Consider the following 16544-nt stretch of genomic DNA (forward strand, 5'->3'; position numbering starts at 1 on the left):
CTATCATATACGACACGTTCTGATCATCAGAACGTGTTTTTTAATGATCCTCATGTCAAATGTTTTTGACATGAGGATGGAAGTTCATTACAGTAGAGATGTAAAAAGAATTTGACACGTCGTGGAGGAATGAACATGAGAAACCACATCAAAGAGCGACGTCTAGCGGCAAAATTATCGCAACAAGAACTGGCTGACCGCTGTCAGGTCAGTCGGCAGACGATCAATGCGATTGAAAACAACAAGTATGATCCGACTTTACAATTAGCGTTTAATATCGCCAAAGTCTTGCAGACACAAGTCGATCATCTGTTCATTTCAGAATAGGAGGAATGGGATGTCTAAGAAAAAAACGGGTTTATTTTTAGTGACGCTCGTGATAGTGGCGAGTCTTACCATCATTAGTATGATCATCGAAAACAACGTAACGTTCTTCTCCATCGTGCAATTGGCTATTCTGATGATCATGTTCTTCTCGTATTTTACGTGGGCGCGATCAAAAGAAGACGAGCGTCCTGTGCCAGAAGATGAACTCGGCAAAAAGATTACGACGGAAAGCGGGCTCGTTAGCTACAAAATCCTGATTGTCCTGATTTTTGGATTCATCTGTCTCGATTACTTTTTGCATGAATCAGCGAATCTGTTATTGATCGTCTTGTTCGCGATCGGACTGACACTGTTGCCGATCATAGAATTTTTAAAAGCAAGATCTTATCGATAAAACGGTATAAAAGTCGTTTAGACGGATTCACCCATCTAAACGACTTTTGATATTTCACAGATTATCTTTTTAAGACAGACCACTCACTCCGCAAAATCGAGTACATATACAAATCATCGAACTGACCACGCGAGTTTTCATATTGACGAAGCAACCCTTCGCGCTGAAAACCAAGCCGTTCAAGCAATTGGTGTGAAGCAGTATTTGCTGGTAAGACAAGTGCTTCGATACGATTTAAAGAGAGCTCCTCAAACCCATATGCGATGACCGCAAGTGCGGCTTCTTTCGCGATGCCCTGTCCCTGATGAGCTGGACTCAACTCAAACCCGAGTTCTGCCCGCTGATGGCGTGCCGACTGATTTAAGAATCCGCAACTGCCGATGATGACATCGTTTTCTTGTAACGTGATCCCGAACCGGATGCCCGTGCCATCGCGACGAATCGAAGCGTACCAATCAATCTCTTCGAGCGCGTCTGTTTCCGATTGAAAGGCGTCGAGTCCCATCTGTTTGACGACTTGTTCGTCTGATAAATAGGCGAGGACACTCGTAGCATCTTCGGGTAACACTTCGCGTAAGACGAGGCGGTTCGTTTTAAGCGTTGGGAAAGTATGTAACATTCAAAAAACCCCTTTGCAAGAAAATGTAAAAAGCTGTTGTGCAGTCTTTAAGTCATGTGGTAAGATTCTCCACAACAAGAGCATATCATTTCGTTGACGAGAAAGAGTAATGATTGTCCCTCTGCCTTACAGAAAACCGGGATTGCTGAGAGCCGGTAGCCAGATCAATCATGAAGATCCTCTCTGAGAAGTCACGCTGAACCATTCAGTAAGCGTGACCGGGTGTCCACCGTTACATGGAATGCGCATGATAGTGTGCAACTAAGTGCTGTCGAGAATAAGCATTCTCGGCGGAATATGGGTGGTATCGCGGTGAAGTCCGTCCCTGTCAAAGGGGGCGGACTTTTTTGTATTCTCTTAGTTACCGACAAAGGAGCGAACAAGAGATGACGTCACAAAACCAAGCAGAAACCTTACAACAACGCGAAGCGCGTGTCCGCAACAGATGGAAACAAGACCAAGTCTTCGCACGATCGATTGAACAACGCACGGAAGCGGAATTCGTATTCTACGAAGGACCGCCGACTGCGAACGGCTTACCCCACGTCGGTCATGCACTCGGACGAACCGTCAAGGATACCGTCGCCCGTTATAAGACGATGCAAGGATTCCGGGTCGAACGAAAAGCTGGCTGGGATACACATGGACTACCGGTCGAACTCGGGGTCGAGAAACAACTCGGCATCTCCGGCAAACAAGCGATCGAAGACTATGGTGTTGAAGCATTCATCGCCCGCTGTAAGGAAAGTGTCTTCTCCTATGAAACACAGTGGCGTGTCTTCACGGAAAAACTCGGCTACTGGGTCGACATGGATGACCCTTACGTGACGATGGAGGACGAGTATATCGAAAGCGTCTGGCATATCCTTGGGACGATCCATGACAAAGGCTGGTTGACGAAGGGACATCGTGTATCACCGTATTGTCCGAGCTGTCAGACGTCACTCAGTTCCCATGAAGTCGCGCAAGGCTATCAGGACGTGACGGACTTATCGGCTACGGTCAAACTTCCGATCGTCGGTATGGAGCAGACGTTTCTACTTGCGTGGACGACGACACCTTGGACGTTACCGGCAAACGTCGCGGTGGCGGTTCATCCGGAATTGACGTACGTCACGGTAGCGTTTGAAGGAGAGCGATTCATTGTCGCAAAAGCGTTAGTCGCTGAACTGTTCTCAGAATCCGTCGAGGTCGTATCCGAACAGCTTGGTGCGGAACTCGTCGGCTTGCGTTATGAACCACCGTTTGATTTCGTGACGCCAGAGAACGGTCACATGGTCGTCGGGGCGTCCTTCGTTCAAGCGACGAGCGGAACAGGACTTGTCCACCTTGCTCCAGCGTACGGGGAAGAAGATTACCGGGTCGTCCGGGAAAACGGTCTGTCATTCGTTAATGTCGTCGATGCTGCTGGGTGTTACACGGACGCCGTTCCACCACTCGTTGGTCGATTCGTCAAAGAGTCAGACGTCGCGATCATCCAGCTGCTCGCTGAACGGGGACGCTTGTTTGCGAAAAAACGCTATACGCACAGCTATCCGCATTGTTGGCGATGTGACTCGCCACTGCTCTATTACGCACAAGACAACTGGTTCATCGAGACGACGGCCGTCAAGGAACAACTCCTTGCGAACAATGCGTCTGTGACGTGGTATCCCGATCACGTCAAGGAAGGGCGGTTCGGGAAGTTCCTCGAGCAACTCGTCGACTGGAACATCAGTCGCAATCGCTATTGGGGTACACCACTGAACGTCTGGGAGTGTGAAGCGTGTGACACGACGTTCGTTCCAAAAAACAAGGCTGACTTGTTGCACCGGACGACATCGACGGAATCCGTCGAGTTGCATAAACCATACGTCGATGCGTTATCGGTCTCGTGTCCGACGTGTCAGGGAGTGATGCACCGGACACCAGAAGTCATCGATGTCTGGTTTGATAGCGGAGCGATGCCGTTCGCGCAACAGCATTATCCGTCACGGACGCAGACGCTTAACCGCTATCCAGCCGATGTCGTCATCGAAGGCATCGATCAGACGCGGGGCTGGTTCTACAGTTTGCAAGCGATCTCGACACTCTTCACGGGACAGCCTGCCTATAAGCGCGTCCTCGCACTCGGGCACGTCCTCGATGAGAACGGACAGAAGATGTCGAAAAGTCGCGGGAATGCCCTCGACCCGGTGGCGTTAATCGAAGCATATGGTGCTGATAGCTTACGCTGGGCGCTACTCGTCGACAGCAGTCCGTGGAGTGCGAAACGGTTTGCTGAGCGGATCGTCCAAGAAGCAAAATCAAAGCTAGTCGATACACTGGATCACGCCGTCCAGTTTTATCTGACGTATGCCGAACTGGACGGATTTGATGGCTCATGTCCGCAAAAACGGACGCGTCTCGACGAATGGTTGCTCTCGCGTGTCCATCAGACGACGCAAGACGTGACGAATGCGATGGACGATTATCAATTGACTCAAGCAGCGCGGAGTCTTGCGCAACTCGTCGATGAGATCAGTAACTGGTACATCCGCCGTTCGCGGGAACGTTTCTGGCAAGCTGATTGGTCGCAAGAAAAACAAGCCGCGTACAAGACGCTTCACTTCGCACTTTCGACGACGGCACGACTACTCGCACCGTTTACGCCGTACCTTGCCGATGATGTCTATCAGCGATTAACAGGAATGAGCGTACATGTAGCGGATTATCCGGTTGCCGATCAATCGATGCTCCGACCTGATCTGGAATACGAAATGACACAAGTCGTGTCTGTCGTCGAGTTAGGACGACAAGTACGTAATACGCACGCCTTGAAAGTCAAACAACCGCTTGCTAGCTTAAGCGTCCAATCGAGCGAAACCTTTTCGTGGACGGACTATACAGCAATCATCCAAGAGGAACTGAGTGTAAAAGACGTCAAAATCGTTCCGACGACGCAAGCGACGACACGGTTCCGTCTTAAACTGAACTTCCGCGCAGCCGGAGCGAAATTCGCACAGCAAGCGAACGCGATCCACCAATGGCTACAACAATTGTCTGCACAGGAGACTTCCGACTTGCTCGAGACCGGAAAATTGATCTATCAGACCGCTTCAGGCGATGAAGTCGAAGTGCGTCAAGCGGACGTCATCGTCGAACCAATCGTCCAGACGGGTTTTGCTGCTGCGACGAGTGGTGGACTCACCGTGACGCTCGATACGCGGATCACGGAGGCACTGGAGCAGGAACGCTGGATGCGGGAGCTTGTCCGCTATATTCAGTCGCAACGAAAGGCACAAGCGTTATCGCGGGACGCCCGAATCGATCTCGTCTTGTCGGTCGATGCGACGTTCCAACCAATCGTCGAGACGTTTGAGCCTTTGTTATTCAAACACCTTGCCTTATCCTCCGTGCGAACTGAACCGCTACAAGGAACAGGAGATGTTCAGCTAGGCGGACACGATGTCGGTGTCTCGTTCACACCAACGAAAGAATATTGTTAAGGAGAAGAACATGATTGCATTAGAAGCATTAAAAGGTCGACTCGTCGACGGTTTGTTAGAGGTCCAAAAAGAAGAAGGGGAAGTAGCCCGAGAACGTTTCATCTTTAACCGAGGAGCGACGGACGAACAGCTCGCGCTGTTACCTGCGTGGACGGCAGACGACTATCAGACGTTCTTACGTCAACATAACGGTGCGAAGCTCTTTCAACACGAAACGTTATCCTACAACGATGGATTCGAACTCTTTTCAATCGAGGATTGCCTGACGTATAGCGAGATGTGGGAATGTCCCGAAAACTTCTTAGCGATCGGTGCAGGACCAGACGGGGAGTGGATCGTCTACGAGATGAATCGACCGGCAGGAAATCGGATTTGGAGTGGGGAATTTCTAAATTTCGAGGAATGGGAGGAAGACGCGATGCCGTTCGGCTTTGAGCGATGGCTCGACTACTTGATCGTCGCGCAAGGCACGCTATTTTGGGAATGGTTCCGTTAAGAGAGGAAGAGGTTCAGTGGACATTCAATTACAGACAGCGTCTCTTGCAGACGCTGCGAAGCTTCATACGCTTCAAATCGAGGCGTTTTCAGAGACGCTCGAGCGGTATCAAGATTTTGCAACGAATCCGGCGAACGAATCGATCGATCGTGTCATTCACCGGATCACACATCCGAGCAGTACGTTTCATCAAATCATCGTCGACGATGTTGTCGTTGGCGGGATTTGTGTCGTTGCGAAAGCACCGAGTCGCTACGCGATCAGTCCGATGTTCTTAGATCCAGCCCGTCAAGGTGAAGGGATCGCCCAACGCGCGTTACAGCTCGTTGAAGCAGCGTATCCGGCTGCAACGACATGGGAACTGCGGACGATTCGCGAAGAGACACGTAACTGTTATTTCTATGAGAAGATGGGCTATCGATTGACCGGTGTCAGTCAACCGCTCAACGTACGGGCGACACTCGTTTCCTATCAAAAATCGCTTTCGGAATGAGCGGGTTTTGTCGGAAGGAAGAACCACCACAGATTCGTCAAAAGAGCGGCAAGAACGGCAAAGTTAAACAGATAAAGGCAAAAGAAGAAGACGAACTCGCCGATGTCCTCAAGGTTAGCTAACGGATTATCGACCAGGTATGATTCGTGACTAACGCCGAAGATGAACAAAGGAAAGAAGACATAGAAGTATCGTTTCCAAAAGAATGACGCACGACCTGTTTGAGACATAAGAGCACCTCCTGAAGGAATGGCACGCTTCTTCCAGTCAGAAGAAGCGTGTGTTCGTTTACGATAAAGAGGGTGTACCGACGACTTCGACGTGACGCGTGACCGTATCAAACAGACGTGTCCGCGTATCGTTATGAGACAACAGCAACGGTTCACCGGTCTCGTCATAGATGAAGGCAATCGGAATCGTAAAACCACAGTTGCGGTACGAACCATCGGCATGACTCGTTCCGATCATGAGTGCTTGTTGCGCCTGACTTATACTACGTGCTTCACCGGACCACTCAACGTACTGTTCCTCGCTGAACATGCCGACGCCAATCGGGTTGAAGATGAGATCAAGTCCGGATTCCTCGCGTAGTCCGTCTTTTCCTAAGAAGATTTCACGGCAGAGGACGTATCCATAGCGGAACGACCCGTCGTTTGCTGTTGATGGTGTATAAAGCGGTCCAGCTTCTGGTGTTTTGGCGCGATCCAGCAGAATCGTTCCGGTCGCATCGATGATGACAGCGCGATCGAGATTCGCTTCATCCTTGTAACCGAGGACGATGGCTGTTTCGAACTGTTTGGCAAGGTGTTGCACGCGTTCGAGTTCCGTGACCGTACAATAGCCTTCCGGGTAGACAATCAGATCGACTTCAGGATAAGCGGCAATTTCACGTTCGAATTGCTCGAGTCCGGTCTCGCGTTTTGGTTGAGCGATTAATAATTTCATCAAAACATCCTCTCAGGTATAAATATATCTGAAAAATCAGACTTTACGTTCGTCATGATTTTACCATTAGTGGTAAAATAAAGCATATCGCTTTTTGATAAATTTTACTGCAAATGAAGGAAGGTCATCAGCTTGAACATTTCAAAAACCACTCTTGTGACACGCCATCTACAGAAAATGAAGGCTTTTTACATAAACCAGATCGGATTCCCGCTCGTCTCGGAAACGGACGACTCGTTTACGATGCAAATCGGTACCGATCAGCTGACATATCAACAGACGGACGATGTTGATACGCAGTACCATATGGCGTTCAACATTCCGGAAAACGTCTTCCAACAAGGTAAAGCGTGGCTCGTAGAACGGACACCACTCTTGATCGAAGATGGACAGGACGAGATTTATTTTGACTTCACGGACTCGCATTCCTGCTATTTTTATGATCCAGATGAAAATGTCTTGGAGCTGATCGCGCGGCATCAAATCAATCCCTTTAAAGCGGAACCGACGTTTGATGTATCCGACATCCTCGGAATCGGTGAGATGAGTCTGACAGTGAAAGACGTGCTTGAAGTGGGTGCGCAGTTAGCAGAAATCGGCGTTTTCGAGCGACGGGAACGTCCGCTCAACGGCGCGTCACTCAACTTCCTCGGACCGGTCGCGGATGGAACGCATATCTTGCTCGTCCCAGAAGGTCGGACATGGTTGTTCTCACCGAAGACGGCGAAGGTCAGTCCGATCGAGATGGAACTCGACAGCAGACATCGGGTCCGGCTAGATGCAGCGGGCGTATGGCATCAAAGTGCCGTTTCTTCATAATTCATTATTCTAAAAAGTGAGGGAAGTAAGATGAATAAAGCGGTGAATGCGAGTATCGCGTTCGGATTATTGTTGTTCGTATGTGGTTTCTTTTTTCTGTTTGGCTATTTGACCCGGTCGATGCCGATTCAGCAAGGCGGTGACCCGGTCATCTTACCGGTCGCAGCACTCCTCGTTCTCCTACCGTTCGTGATCCGTGAAGGCATGCGCGTTTTGACGTATGTTACGTTGACACGTCGACAGGTCGGCGTACTCATCTTACTTGCAATCAGTGGAATCATACTAAGTAGTTGGATTGAGGTGCAGCAGAATGTTGCCGTAATCGATTTCCGTTCCCTCTTTACGATTCATACGTTCGTACTGTTCGTTTCGGGCATCATCTTGTTGTGTCTCCTATTGACGGGAATTAAACGGATGCGCGTCCGAACGAGAGTGATTTAAATGGAAAAGGACTGAATGACATGGGATACATCACAGAATTACGCAAACTCGTCGGCACACGACCACTCGTCATGGCAGGAGCGTGTGTCATCGTCGTCAACGATAAACAAGAAGTCTTATTACAACTTCGGCAAGATAACGGATGCTGGGGACTCGCTGGTGGAGCGCTTGAGATCGGGGAGACGCTCGTAGAGACGGCAAAACGAGAATTAAGGGAAGAGACCGGTCTTGAAGCAGAGCACCTCGAATTATTGAACGTCTATTCGGGTGATGCGTTTTACTATAAGTATCCGCACGGGGATGAAGTCTATAATGTCATCTCAGCATTTCTGTGTACGGCTTACACGGGTGAAGTGGTTCGGGATCCGTCAGAAGTCGCAGAATTACGCTTTTTCGCTATGGATCAGCTACCAGAAAACCTTAATCCACCGGAACGACCGATCTTGATGGAGTATGTTCAAAAACAACGGACAGCACATCACTTCTCCATTTGAAGAAAAGGGTAAAACAAAAAATCTTGAATGAACTGTTCATTCAAGATTTTTTGTTGCACTGGGACGCGTTTCAGCCTGTAGCATCAAGAGGACACGAAAAGGAGGAAACGCGATGCGATGCTTTGCGATTGATTTAGATGGAACGCTATTGAATAAGGAACACGGGATTTCGGATACCAATCAGGCAGCCATCAAGAGACGGCAAGCCCAAGGAGATATCGTCATCATCGTCACCGGGCGAGCTGCCTTTGATGCGCGACGGATTTTAGCGCAACACGGACTGGATTGTCCGGTCATTGGTGCGAACGGGGCAGAGGTCGAGGTGGGACAAGGTAGACGATATTTTTTGAATCGTTCCAGTAGTCGAACTGTTTGGGAGATCGTGCGATCTACAAACGTATTCATACATGTTTATCTACAAGACAACATCTTGTTACCGCAGTTTTCGCTTGTTGCCCTTCAAGGCGGAGATCGTGCGTTTCAAGAAGCCATTCAGGCTCAATTAACGCAATACGGTGTTGAAGAAGTTGATGAATTCGCAATCGATCAACTGGACGTCATCAAATTCATGTTCGTCTCACCTGACAGATGGCAGCTCGAACACCTCGAACAACAACTTCTGCAGCTGAAGATCTGTTCCGTGACACGTTCAGGTACCTATAACTTAGAAGTCATGGCAAACGGCGTGACAAAAGGGACTGCCCTTCAAGACATTGCGAGAGCGTACGGGATGACACCCGAGGACATCATTGCGATCGGTGACAATCAAAACGATCTACCGATGTTCGAAGTGGCGGGAACATCGATTGCCATGGGAAACGCGGAAGCGTCTGTCAAAAGAAGAGCGACATACCTTACCAGTGATCATGACGAGGACGGTGTAGCGGAGGCATTAAACGACTTAGAACGATGGGAACAAACGAAGGAGGAACAGCATGGCGAACATCTCGGACATCGCTAAACAAGCGGGCGTCTCAAAGTCGACGGTATCCCGTGTCTTAAACGATCATAAGCATGTATCAAAAGAAAAGCGACGGATCATCTTAGACGTGATGGAGCGACTGGAATATAGTCCGAACGGAAATGCGATCAACCTCTCACGCGGTAAGACGAATACGATTGGTGTCCTCGTGCCGCGTGTCGGTCATCCGTTTTTTCATCAATTAATCGAGGGGATCGGTCAAGTGTGCATGGAACGAAACCACACACTCCTTATCATCCAGACGGAACACGATCCAGCAAAAGAAGAAGCGAGTATGCAATACCTTCGCGATAAGCGGATTGACGGATTGATCATTGGCGCCATCAGTCAGCCGCAGTTACTTAAAACGATGCGGACGCTTGGACCAGTCGTTGCCTGCGAAGACTATCAGGATATCGTGCCGTCAATCTCTTTTAATCATGGAAAAGCAATCACGATGTTGCTGCAACATGTAGAAGAACGAGGAGCACAAACAGTCGGTCTCTGTCTTGGAAATCCAGATAGCGGAGTCGGAAGAGTCAGACGGGAGGCGTTCGACCAGTATCTCAAGACGTCTACGCTCCGCCATGGAATTCAATGGTACGCGGATCGGTGCTATTCTTTCAAGGACGGACAAGCACTAGCAGGTCAACTTCTAACGATAGACTTACCAGACGCCATCATCGTCGGCAATGACGAAGTCGCAGCGGGGCTTATCGATCAATTTCGCAAGGATGGCATTCGGGTGCCAGAGGATATCGTGATTACGGGGTTCGATGATGTACCAATTGCCAGAGTGCTTGGATTGACGACGATCCGGCAACCGGTTGTAATGCTTGGCAGACTGGCAGCAGAACAATTATTGAATGACGCGCTGAATCAGAGTGAAAGAGCTAGTTCTTTACTGGAACCTTCTTTGATGATTCGACAAACAACATAAGAGATTGGGGGTTATACAGATGAATAAGGAAAAAACCGGTGCGACCGCTACCGTGATGATGATGTCTGACGAGAGAGTTCGTAAATACTTCCATGAATCGATTGAAATACAACGAATCATACAGGAATTTCGTATGCTCGAAGAACTCGAGCGGACGGTTGTTCCGACACCAGACGTATATGCCGTTGAATTAAAAGATTCGCCGTTCATTGAGATGCAGCGGGTCGACGGTAGCGAAATGTTAGAGTTGTTTGAACCGGAGCGAATAACAGATTTTCTGAACACCTTCGCGACATTACATCAACGGATTCATCAGCAACAATCGCGTGTAGCTCCAGAATGGTACGATGTCACCCAACAAAAAGTGCATCATCTGCCACCTGCGTTGCGCTTGAAGGCGGAACGATTGCTAGAGAAGCTTCACATTCCCCAACAGCAAGGATTGCTCCACGGGGACTTCCATTTCCAGAATATCCTCGTGACAGCAGATGACACGTTCGTCGTCATTGATTGGCATGATGCGACGATAGGACCACCGATCGCGGATGTCGCGCGGACATTGCTCTTACTGCGGACAGCGGGTGAAATAACTGTACCGGACGAGGTGCGACGATACGTCTGTCGAGAATACCTCGACCGCTATCAAGCTGTTTCATCCATTCAGCTATCGAACCTTGCAGACTGGTTACGACTCATGGCCATTCTTAGGACGCTTGAGCAAGTTCCGGATGCTGAACAAGAACGAATTAAGGAACTGATTGAGCATCCGGATCTTGCTGCGTATTTCAGTTGAGAAGTGAGAGGTAGCGATTATTTTTCGACATATCTCATTTCCTCTGATTCCTGAATGCTGGTCGATTTCGCGAAGAGGTGATCCGTTACGATGACGACGACTGAAAGCGTGAGCGCTCGAAGACGCTTACCCGGAGTTGCACATCTATTATGAAAATCCTTATCCATCGTTCAAAAACGAAAAAAGCTCGGATTAGACATCCGTATCGAAGACGGATTCGTTGAGAATCAGCGCCTGTTCATTCAAGCGGAAATCGAACGATTTCGCCATTTTCCCGATGGACACATCATATTAGATCGTGGTCCGGAGGATCTTGAATTCTACACGCTTCATTATCCACAGATACATGGGCATGACTGGGATATGGAATCTCGTTTAAAGACGGAACTTGAAGCATTAAGAGAATGTCGGTCCGACCAGATTCTTTATTTACGCGAGTCAAACCAACTCTTACAAACGCGTCGGGACGCTGATCAGACAAGAACTCGTCAATCTTTTGAACAACATCAACCGCTTTGGGCACTCGAAGAAAACTGGTATAAACAGTTTCCGGTCTATTCGATTGATACGACAGCGAAAACGCCGGAGCAAGTCCGACAAGCAGCGATTCATCAGTTGTCTGTCACTGGAATCTTAGGAAGGGGGAGCGAAATATGAACTTGAAAGAGCTGACGTATCCCCTCATCGAGGGACAAGACGAAAAACAGGTCTACTGGATAGAACAAGGAGAATCGGTTCAGATTGGACAGACCTACGAAACGATTCGGTTAGAAAAAACAGCACATCAATCCATTTTGGTACGGGAGCAAGAATTGGTTTCAGAAAAAATCGGCAATCGAACGATCCGCCTGACGATGGATGCAGGAAATTATGCACCACTCGAATTCGTCGAGTACCAAGCTGGTGTTCAAACTGTGAATGCGTTGTATCGAGCGGATGAAGTCGTGATTACGCGAGGAAATGAGCAGTCTGTCCTGTCGATTCATGCTGAAACTGTTGATCTATTTTCAATCGAAATGTTGTTGCGAGCATTACCGCTAACCGTCGATTCGACGCTCTCGTTCAACAGCTTTAGTGCCGTTTCCGGACGTGAGGTGCCGATTCAGGTGCACCCTTTGCGGAACGAACTATTGACGACTGAGTCAGGCGAACATGTAGAGACGCTTTGCGTTCACGTTACGTTTGGTGAGCGTGTTCAGTATTACTGGATTGATCCAGTCAAGCGGGAGTTGTTAAAACAGTCCTCCCAGATTGCCGACGGGGTCTCATTGGAATTTCGTCGATGAACAAAAGAGCTGACTCAAAAGTTGGTCTCTACAAAGAAAAGGGTGGCAGAATGATGATCTGCCACCCTTTTCTCGTAAAAATGACGCGTCACACGCCACTCCTACAGGAACAAGCGCATATTTGCGCTGTCAGAGACAAACATGACCCGTTTTCCTGCTTAAATGAAGCAGGAAAACTGGCTTGTGGCTCGCCTGAGGGAAGGGCGTGAAAAGACGCGCCATTTTTTTGAGTCAGCTCCATTTGTTATAGCTGAAAATGATGTTGCATCGCTTCGAAAATCCGTTTACTTGCTTTTGTATCGTCAAACGCATAGATATGGCTGAGATGACGTTTGAACTTTTTAGGCATCTTCGATTCGCGTAGTGATTCCATCAAGGCGTCTCTTGTTTCGATGACGTCTCCCGGTAACAAATCCGTCGATTCGCCGGCGTTATCTTCGCCAACTAAGACAGGTGGGCGGTAGTAGATGACCTTTTTGTGCATCAAGGAGAAATCGAGACCGACACTCGAATAATCGGTAATCAACACATGATGATTTTCAAGTAGCTCCTTGACTGTGAACGCATCCTGACTGATGACATCGACGAAGTCCGAGTGGAACAAGTGGCTGAATTTTTGGAAATTGCGATGAAGATAGAACGAGACTTCAGCCTTGTTGTCCATTACTAAGCTTTTCAACCGTTCGTCCGTGATCAACGCTTGAAACTCCTGATAATAGTCGCTTTCCATGAACTGTTCGTCTGGATACGTATCGAGTTTCGGTCGCCACGTCGGCATGATCAACAGCTTTTTCCGGTTTTTATATCGCTTGAGCCAACGTGATCGTTCCGTGATCAATTGATCGAATCGGGCGAGCCCCGTCACGATGATTTCGTCAGGATGAAAACCGTAATCGCGGGCGATGAGTTGTTTCTCCCGCTCCGAGGAGACGACGAATAAGTCGGTAAATGGATGCGGCATCTTTTTCCCATAAATGTGACTGACATCTTTTGACCCGATGACACCGTGTTGCAAGAACAGCTTTTGTTTCGTTTGGATCAATGCTTCCGTGTGATAGGTAGCGAACGGTAAGGCATAGCTTGAAGAATGCGTATGGCAGAGAATATCTGCTGCTTGAACGACCTCGATGTTTTCTGGTGATTTGTAGAACACGATATGGTTCTCATATCCGACAAGATTTTTGAGGTCCGGACTCGACCGACTGATGATGTAGAAGATATTGAAGCGCTTCTGATGCTGGTCGACGAGATACTTGAAGAAAATCATCCCGTTATCTTGTGCTTTATCCGGATATTCAAAACAGATAATCGTCTTCTTATTTGGATCCAGTCCAAGTAACGGTTGAGGGTCCGCGTAATACTCGACGGTCTCGATCGGCACCGGGATTAGACGCATCGCAAGGCGTTCCGACACGGTTGAATAGGGGCGGACCAACACGTCATGTTGCTCATTAAGCGATAACCAGTGCTCATCGTTTAAGAGTTCTGGGTGATTTTTGAAGTGACGAATCCGCGGTGTAAAACCAGAGATCGGCATCTCACGAATCGTAAATCCGAACATGAGGTCATAGATGTTCGCATTGAATGCGTCGTAGTTATACCGGTCACCGAGTAACTGCTCGACGAGTTTTGGTTCGATCACGGCTTCGACCTCTGTCTTGAAGCGACGGGCATCAACTGGTGTGACGATGAAGCGATTAATCGGCAGGGCGATTTTTTGCTCCTGATGTCTGATTTTAATGAAGCAATGTGGCTGTTTCACTTCGAAATACTTTGAGTGAAACGAAAACTTCAATAGAAGGACGTCGTCTTGACGAGTGATGCCCTCAAATAGGATGTCTTGATCATAAAAATTCATGATGGACGGTTTTTTGTTATAGATCAGACTGAGCTCATCGTCTTGGTCGATGAAAATGAAATAGGAATGTTTCCCTTGTTTGATGTAGCTATTCGGTGCGATAACTAGTGGCTCCGAAAGATGTTTGAACGAGATCGGTGTTCCGGATTCATCGACGAATTTAACAGGATGATTCTTTTTTTTGAAGATATCGAGCAATGTATCAATCGATAGCACAAAGGCTGTCTCTATTTTTTGGAGCGGGATCAGTTGTTCATTGATCGCTAACTGTAGGCTTTGGTGCGGAAGATTCTCGATCAAAAACGTATGATCACGACAAGTGATTTTCATTGGTGCATGGCTTCCTTTCATACTCTGATTCAGTCGTTCTTAAACTACATCACTTACCATACAATATCTTCCGATTTCTGCAAAGATGTAGATTGATTGGAAACCACTGCAGTATAGTCTACTGGCTGAAGGATATTGGGAAAAGACAGATGTTACCGCATCTTCGACAGACCATTGGTTGCAGAACCATGACAATGATTGGATATTATGCAAAACCGATTGACTTTGTTCGTAAAAAAGGAGATAAATAGAAACTGTATTGGTAAATGCGGCTAGTATCGCAAGAGGTTTATGAAAAAGCAAAGTCGGCTATATATAGAGGTTGAACTCACAGAAAAAAAACAGGGATCAATCTTGAAGGGTGAAGGGGAGTAATGACAGATGCTGTATACGGTAACATCGACATTACCACCAAAACACGGTGGTAGAACGAAGTCGTTATTGAGTCGAATCGCACTCATGGAACAAGAACTTGGCGCCGGTTCAACAATCGTTACGACGAACTACAATGCCAACTATATGGAAGTCTACGAATTGTTCCGAACAGAAGAGAAGGTCGGTCCGAAAGTACAATTTGAAAATATCTACGATTGGCTATCAGATTACAAATTGTTAAGTATTCCAACGACTCGTTTTCGTAACAAACCGATTATCAAAGAAACGGAGCGCGAAATCGAAGGATTGAAAAGCGTCGAGAAAAAAAACAGTGATGCCGTTCGTTATTATGATGAGGAAGATGAGTATGTCCTCTACCGTAAATTTTACCCGGAAACGCAAGTCGTCGAATTCGAGGATTTCATGACGAACGCTTCCCGTAAAAAAGTCGAGCGCTGGGAATATAACGTCTACGGTCAATTGCACCGGAAGACGATTTATTCGCCGGTCCATCATGGAAAGATGATGGAAGAGCTATATGATTCGGAAGGCAATGTCTATTGTAAGAAGTTCTACAATGAAATGGCGCGCCCGAAGCTCATCTTGATTCAGTTATACCGGAACGGCAGAATGTACAAAGCGTTCAAAAAAGAGAAGGACTTATTTGAGTATTACTTCAATCGATTGTTTAAAGACGGTGATGTCTTGTTCGTCGATGCGCGTTTACTGGACCGCTCGATTCTCAATATCAAAGCAGATGTCAAACGAGTCATGGTCATCCACAACTCGCACTTGGATGGTTCGACCGTCAAAGGATCATATACGACGATGTTCTCGGAATCCGATAAAGTGACACGTTTCATCAGTCTGACGAATCACCAAAAAGAAGACATTTTGGAGCGGTATAACATCCCGGAAGAGAAGATTTCCATCATTCCGCACTTTATCGTCCCAGAACAAACGCAACGACGCGAACAGGTCAAGGATCAATTCTGTTTCATCGGTCGATTCGGTTTGCAAAAACAGATGGATCATTTGATCAAGAGTTATGCGATCTTCAAACAATCCGGTCACGCGACGAAGCTTGTGCTCTACGGCATGGACGAACAAGGGCAACTGGCGATGATGGAGAGTTTGATCGAGGAACTCGGCTTACAGGACGATGTCGAAATCCACGGCTTCACGTCGAATCCGGCAGAAGTGTTCCGGGAATCGAAAGCCTCACTGTTGACGAGCGAATTTGAAGGATTTGGACTGACGGTCATGGAAAGTATTAATGTCGGCTGTCCGGTCATTTCTTATGACGTCAAATACGGACCACGCGAAATCATCGCCCACGGCGAGAACGGCTACCTCGTTCCAGCGAACGACATGGAAGCTTTTGCTGCCGCGATGGTGCAACTCGTCGAACGACCACTCGAGCGCGTTGAGACGAAGCCATCGCTGTACCTCGAGACGGCTGTAAAGAACTACGGACGATTACTAGAAGAATTAAGCAACTAAACC

18 protein-coding genes and 1 other annotated feature are annotated in these 16544 nt (G+C 47.9%); of the genes, 14 read left to right on the top strand and 4 right to left on the bottom strand.

Annotation, left to right across the window (positions count from 1 at the left end; translation table 11 throughout):
- The first annotated feature begins 135 nt into the window (after positions 1–135).
- Both K7G97_RS07010 and K7G97_RS07015 read left to right on the top strand, forming a co-directional pair.
- Positions 136–327, top strand: a complete 192-nt coding sequence (locus tag K7G97_RS07010; RefSeq protein ID WP_223041745.1) for a helix-turn-helix transcriptional regulator — start codon at positions 136–138, stop codon at positions 325–327.
- Between the two features lie 10 nt (positions 328–337).
- A complete protein-coding gene (locus K7G97_RS07015; protein WP_223041746.1) occupies positions 338–721 on the top strand; it encodes a hypothetical protein in 384 nt (127 codons plus the stop codon).
- Between the two features lie 61 nt (positions 722–782).
- On the opposite strand, the gene K7G97_RS07020 is transcribed toward K7G97_RS07015, so the two are convergent.
- Positions 783–1340 (bottom strand): GNAT family N-acetyltransferase, encoded by a 558-nt coding sequence (locus tag K7G97_RS07020; protein WP_223041747.1) that lies wholly within the window; start codon positions 1338–1340, stop codon positions 783–785.
- Between the two features lie 84 nt (positions 1341–1424).
- Positions 1425–1670, top strand: a binding site (T-box leader).
- 56 nt (positions 1671–1726) lie between these two features.
- Here K7G97_RS07020 and ileS point away from each other — a divergent pair.
- From ileS to K7G97_RS07035, 3 genes are read left to right on the top strand one after another with little or no spacing between them, the layout of a single operon-like run.
- On the top strand, positions 1727–4807 hold the full coding sequence (gene ileS / locus K7G97_RS07025; RefSeq protein ID WP_223041748.1) for an isoleucine--tRNA ligase: 3081 nt from the start codon (positions 1727–1729) through the stop codon (positions 4805–4807).
- A 10-nt stretch (positions 4808–4817) separates the two neighbouring features.
- A complete protein-coding gene (locus K7G97_RS07030) occupies positions 4818–5303 on the top strand; it encodes an SMI1/KNR4 family protein (protein ID WP_223041749.1) in 486 nt (161 codons plus the stop codon).
- A 16-nt stretch (positions 5304–5319) separates the two neighbouring features.
- Positions 5320–5796 (top strand): GNAT family N-acetyltransferase, encoded by a 477-nt coding sequence (locus K7G97_RS07035; RefSeq protein WP_223041750.1) that lies wholly within the window; start codon positions 5320–5322, stop codon positions 5794–5796.
- Here the strand turns inward: K7G97_RS07035 and K7G97_RS07040 are convergent.
- A complete protein-coding gene (locus tag K7G97_RS07040; RefSeq protein WP_223041751.1) occupies positions 5775–6026 on the bottom strand; it encodes a hypothetical protein in 252 nt (83 codons plus the stop codon). The two genes, K7G97_RS07035 and K7G97_RS07040, sit on opposite strands and share 22 nt — an antisense overlap.
- A 58-nt stretch (positions 6027–6084) precedes the next feature.
- Positions 6085–6741: a carbon-nitrogen hydrolase family protein gene (locus K7G97_RS07045; protein ID WP_223041752.1), complete on the bottom strand. Its 657-nt coding sequence runs from the start codon at positions 6739–6741 to the stop codon at positions 6085–6087.
- A gap of 132 nt (positions 6742–6873) precedes the next feature.
- Between K7G97_RS07045 and K7G97_RS07050 the strand changes: the two genes are divergently transcribed.
- The 8 genes from K7G97_RS07050 (at position 6874) to K7G97_RS07085 (ending at position 12475) form a co-directional block, all read left to right on the top strand.
- A complete protein-coding gene (locus tag K7G97_RS07050; RefSeq protein ID WP_223041753.1) occupies positions 6874–7560 on the top strand; it encodes a VOC family protein in 687 nt (228 codons plus the stop codon).
- Between the two features lie 30 nt (positions 7561–7590).
- Complete coding sequence (locus K7G97_RS07055; protein WP_223041754.1) at positions 7591–8001, top strand: hypothetical protein; 411 nt, start codon at positions 7591–7593, stop codon at positions 7999–8001.
- A gap of 20 nt (positions 8002–8021) precedes the next feature.
- Positions 8022–8495, top strand: coding sequence for an NUDIX hydrolase (locus tag K7G97_RS07060; protein WP_223041755.1), 474 nt, complete (start codon positions 8022–8024; stop codon positions 8493–8495).
- A gap of 112 nt (positions 8496–8607) precedes the next feature.
- Positions 8608–9456, top strand: a complete 849-nt coding sequence (locus tag K7G97_RS07065; RefSeq protein WP_223041756.1) for a Cof-type HAD-IIB family hydrolase — start codon at positions 8608–8610, stop codon at positions 9454–9456.
- Positions 9431–10396, top strand: coding sequence for a LacI family DNA-binding transcriptional regulator (locus K7G97_RS07070; RefSeq protein ID WP_223041757.1), 966 nt, complete (start codon positions 9431–9433; stop codon positions 10394–10396). The genes K7G97_RS07065 and K7G97_RS07070 overlap by 26 nt, the downstream gene beginning before the upstream one ends.
- Before the next feature lie 19 nt (positions 10397–10415).
- Positions 10416–11189, top strand: coding sequence for a phosphotransferase family protein (locus K7G97_RS07075; protein WP_223041758.1), 774 nt, complete (start codon positions 10416–10418; stop codon positions 11187–11189).
- A 363-nt stretch (positions 11190–11552) separates the two neighbouring features.
- Positions 11553–11846, top strand: coding sequence for a hypothetical protein (locus K7G97_RS07080; protein ID WP_223041759.1), 294 nt, complete (start codon positions 11553–11555; stop codon positions 11844–11846).
- Positions 11843–12475: a DUF3108 domain-containing protein gene (locus tag K7G97_RS07085; protein ID WP_223041760.1), complete on the top strand. Its 633-nt coding sequence runs from the start codon at positions 11843–11845 to the stop codon at positions 12473–12475. The genes K7G97_RS07080 and K7G97_RS07085 overlap by 4 nt, the downstream gene beginning before the upstream one ends.
- A gap of 244 nt (positions 12476–12719) precedes the next feature.
- Here the strand turns inward: K7G97_RS07085 and K7G97_RS07090 are convergent, their stop codons facing one another.
- On the bottom strand, positions 12720–14663 hold the full coding sequence (locus K7G97_RS07090; RefSeq protein WP_223041761.1) for a CDP-glycerol glycerophosphotransferase family protein: 1944 nt from the start codon (positions 14661–14663) through the stop codon (positions 12720–12722).
- 381 nt (positions 14664–15044) lie between these two features.
- Between K7G97_RS07090 and K7G97_RS07095 the strand changes: the two genes are divergently transcribed.
- Positions 15045–16541, top strand: coding sequence for a glycosyltransferase (locus tag K7G97_RS07095; protein ID WP_223041762.1), 1497 nt, complete (start codon positions 15045–15047; stop codon positions 16539–16541).
- Positions 16542–16544: the final 3 nt, after the last annotated feature.

This window comes from Exiguobacterium acetylicum, from assembly GCF_019890935.1.
GTDB classification, from domain to species: Bacteria; Bacillota; Bacilli; order Exiguobacteriales; family Exiguobacteriaceae; genus Exiguobacterium_A; species Exiguobacterium_A abrahamii.

Bases quoted from the DNA above. Each gene is read 5' to 3' on its own strand.
- K7G97_RS07070 (WP_223041757.1), top strand. From the start codon at position 9,431: ATGGCGAACATCTCGGACATCGCTAAACAAGCGGGCGTCTCAAAGTCG.
- K7G97_RS07020 (WP_223041747.1), bottom strand. From the start codon at position 1,340: ATGTTACATACTTTCCCAACGCTTAAAACGAACCGCCTCGTCTTACGC.
- K7G97_RS07015 (WP_223041746.1), top strand. From the start codon at position 338: ATGTCTAAGAAAAAAACGGGTTTATTTTTAGTGACGCTCGTGATAGTG.
- K7G97_RS07090 (WP_223041761.1), bottom strand. From the start codon at position 14,663: ATGAAAATCACTTGTCGTGATCATACGTTTTTGATCGAGAATCTTCCG.
- K7G97_RS07075 (WP_223041758.1), top strand. From the start codon at position 10,416: ATGAATAAGGAAAAAACCGGTGCGACCGCTACCGTGATGATGATGTCT.
- K7G97_RS07030 (WP_223041749.1), top strand. From the start codon at position 4,818: ATGATTGCATTAGAAGCATTAAAAGGTCGACTCGTCGACGGTTTGTTA.
- ileS (WP_223041748.1), top strand. From the start codon at position 1,727: ATGACGTCACAAAACCAAGCAGAAACCTTACAACAACGCGAAGCGCGT.
- K7G97_RS07060 (WP_223041755.1), top strand. From the start codon at position 8,022: ATGGGATACATCACAGAATTACGCAAACTCGTCGGCACACGACCACTC.
- K7G97_RS07085 (WP_223041760.1), top strand. From the start codon at position 11,843: ATGAACTTGAAAGAGCTGACGTATCCCCTCATCGAGGGACAAGACGAA.
- K7G97_RS07080 (WP_223041759.1), top strand. From the start codon at position 11,553: ATGGAATCTCGTTTAAAGACGGAACTTGAAGCATTAAGAGAATGTCGG.
- K7G97_RS07065 (WP_223041756.1), top strand. From the start codon at position 8,608: ATGCGATGCTTTGCGATTGATTTAGATGGAACGCTATTGAATAAGGAA.
- K7G97_RS07045 (WP_223041752.1), bottom strand. From the start codon at position 6,741: ATGAAATTATTAATCGCTCAACCAAAACGCGAGACCGGACTCGAGCAA.
- K7G97_RS07095 (WP_223041762.1), top strand. From the start codon at position 15,045: ATGCTGTATACGGTAACATCGACATTACCACCAAAACACGGTGGTAGA.
- K7G97_RS07055 (WP_223041754.1), top strand. From the start codon at position 7,591: ATGAATAAAGCGGTGAATGCGAGTATCGCGTTCGGATTATTGTTGTTC.
- K7G97_RS07010 (WP_223041745.1), top strand. From the start codon at position 136: ATGAGAAACCACATCAAAGAGCGACGTCTAGCGGCAAAATTATCGCAA.
- K7G97_RS07040 (WP_223041751.1), bottom strand. From the start codon at position 6,026: ATGTCTCAAACAGGTCGTGCGTCATTCTTTTGGAAACGATACTTCTAT.